Origin of the sequence: Bradyrhizobium sp., assembly GCF_019242285.1 — a bacterium.
Classification (GTDB): domain Bacteria; phylum Pseudomonadota; class Alphaproteobacteria; order Rhizobiales; family Xanthobacteraceae; genus Bradyrhizobium.
In genome coordinates this window covers 1-2,757 of sequence record NZ_JAFAVV010000100.1, presented here as the reverse complement: position 1 = coordinate 2,757, position 2,757 = coordinate 1, and the positions used below count along the sequence as shown (strand labels likewise).

Annotated in this window: 2 protein-coding genes; both read left to right on the top strand. The window is 62.1% G+C overall.

Annotation, left to right across the window (positions count from 1 at the left end):
- Nucleotides 1-262 precede the first annotated feature (262 nt).
- Nucleotides 263-1,522 carry an ABC transporter ATP-binding protein gene (locus tag JOY90_RS03860; protein ID WP_367276876.1) on the top strand — a complete coding sequence of 420 codons (1,260 nt, stop codon included), beginning with the start codon at nt 263-265 and terminating at the stop codon, nt 1,520-1,522.
- On the top strand, nt 1,519-2,580 hold the full coding sequence (locus JOY90_RS03855; RefSeq protein ID WP_291689840.1) for an ABC transporter substrate-binding protein: 1,062 nt from the start codon (nt 1,519-1,521) through the stop codon (nt 2,578-2,580). The genes JOY90_RS03860 and JOY90_RS03855 overlap by 4 nt, the downstream gene beginning before the upstream one ends.
- Nucleotides 2,581-2,757 lie beyond the last annotated feature (177 nt).

Below are 2,757 nucleotides of genomic sequence, written 5' to 3'. Positions count from 1 at the left end.
CAGTTCCAGATTTTCGAGCATTGCGGCTTGGCGCCTCGAACGTTCCTGTGTCAGCAAAGCCTTCTTAACATGGAGGAATGAACCAGACAATCAAACCTGCATGCATACCAACAGGCTTCGATAGCCTGTTATATGACATGATATCTGTGTTAAATTGCATCATATGATCAACTTGACGCTGGCATCACCTCATTGTATGGTCACTCAAACGCCTATTGTGTGACCATATAACTACGGCAAAAGTGCCCCTGGAGGTCGAGCGATGGTTTCAACCGGACAACGTTCGTCGCTTCGTGAAGCCTTGACTGAGAGCGCGCCCTCCGCAACGGGGCAGCCGGGTGCCGTCGGTGGCGGGAAGACGGGCGCCGCCGCGGCAAGCAAGCCAGCTGGCGGTTGCGAGAACGGGAAACAGGTCGACGCCAGGTTTGTCGAATTCATCGACGTCGAGAAAAGGTATGGTCATTTTCATGCTGTTCGCCGGTTGAATCTGGGCATCGGCCGCGGCGAGTTTCTGACTTTCCTCGGGCCGTCGGGCTCCGGCAAGACCACGACCTTGAACATGCTGGCGGGCTTCGAACGCCCAAGCCAGGGCGTGATCACGCTCGACGGCAAATCGGTCGACCGCCTGCCGCCGTACGAGCGGAACATCGGCATGGTGTTCCAGAACTACGCGCTGTTTCCGCATATGAGCGTGGCGGACAACGTCGCCTTCCCGCTCTCGGTGCGCAAGGCGCCGAAGGCCGAGATCGGACCACGCGTCATCCGCGCGCTCGAAATGGTGAAGCTCGAGCGCTTCAAGGATCGCAAGCCGACGCAGCTCTCCGGCGGACAGCAGCAGCGCGTCGCGCTCGCCCGTGCGCTCGTCTTCCAGCCGACCCTCGTTCTGATGGACGAGCCCCTCGGCGCGCTCGACAAGAAGCTGCGCGAGCATATGCAGATCGAGCTCAAGCAGATCCATGAGATGCTCGGTGTCACCATCGTCTACGTGACGCACGACCAGAGCGAAGCGCTGACGATGTCGGATCGCGTCGCGATCTTCGAGAACGGCGCCATCGTTCAGATCGGAACGCCGGATGCACTTTATAATGAGCCCGCGACCGCCTTCGTCGCCGGCTTCATCGGTGAGAACAATGCGCTGGACGGCATCGTCGAGCGCGTCGACGGCAATCAATGCCTGGTCGCGCTGCCCACGGGATTGACGACCACCGCCATGGCGATCGGAGATATTCGTCCCGGCGCAGCGGTCCAGTTGGCGGTCCGGCCCGAGCGGATCGTAGGTAGCGGCGAACAAGCGGATAATCGTTTTCGGGCGACGGTCGACGGCCGGATCTATCACGGCAACCATCAACGCCTGCTCGCGCGCCTGCCTGGCGGGCAGGTGCTGACCGTCAAGATCGGCCCTGACGCAGCGACGCCGGCGGGCGAAACCATCGATCTTGGCTGGCGCACGGCCGATTGCCGGGCTTTTCCGGCAGGCGTCGCCCCGGACGACAACACCGCGAACACAGGGAGCGTTTCATGAAGCGGATCTACAGGACGACGTTGCTTGCCTTCTTGCCTGCCCTGACGAGCGTCGGGATCATGTCGCAAATCCAGCCCGCCGGTGCCGGGGAGCTCACCGTCATGGCGACCGGCGGCGAATGGCAGTCGGCGCTGCGCAAGGCCTGGTTCGAGCCATTCGCCAAGAAGGCGGGCATCCAATTCAACGAGCAGGAATACACCGGCGAGCTCGGCAAGGTCAAAGCGATGGTCGAGACCGGCAACGTCCCGATCGACCTGGTGACCGTGGAGACCTCGACCGTCCTGCAAGGCTGCGACGCAGGCGTGCTGATCCGGCTCGACTATTCGAAGATCGCCGATCGTTCGCGGTTCCTTCCCGGCACCGCCCTGGACTGCGGCGTCGGCATCGACGTCTATGGCGACGTCCTCGCCTACGACACCACCGTGTTGAAGGAGGCGCCGACGTCGGTGCTCGATATCTTCGACACTAAGAAATTCCCCGGCAAGCGCGCCATGCGCAAGGCCCCGGCGCAGAATCTCGAATGGGCGCTCATGGCCGACGGCGTGCCGATCGCCGACGTCTACAAAGTGCTGGATACGCCTGCCGGGGTCGACCGCGCCTTCAAGAAGCTCGATCCGATCAAGAAGGACATCGTCTGGTGGGATGCCGGCGCACAGCCGCCGCAATTGCTCGCGTCCAAGGAGGTGGTGATGACGACCGCCTGGAACGGACGCATTCAGAATGCGATCGACAAGGACCAGCGGCCGTTCGCGATCGTCTGGAACGATCAGATCGTCGAATACGACATGATTGCCATTCCGAAGGGCGCGAAGAACCTCGACCTCGCCTACAAATATCTCGCCTATGCGGCCGAACCCGAGGTCAGCGCGCAGCTTGGCCGTCACATCCCCTATGGTCCTGTGATGACGGATGCGACGCCGTTCGTGCCGAAGGATGTGCTGTCGAAACTGCCGACGGCGCCGGACCACATGAAGGCCTATCTGGTCGGCGACGTCGAATTCTGGGGCGACCATGGCGAGGATCTGGTGAAGCGCTTCAACGCCTGGCTCGCCCAGTGAGATAGCGCGCCGATATCGCGATCGGGCGGTCCTGCCCGATCGTCAGCGACCACGCGAGGTGATGTTCATGTCGTCGATCGCAATATCCGGCATCAAAACGCGGACCGGCGCGACGGATCGCAGCGATGGCCTGCGGCCACTTGCATTGGCCGCTCCGCTGCTGCTCCTGCTCGCCTT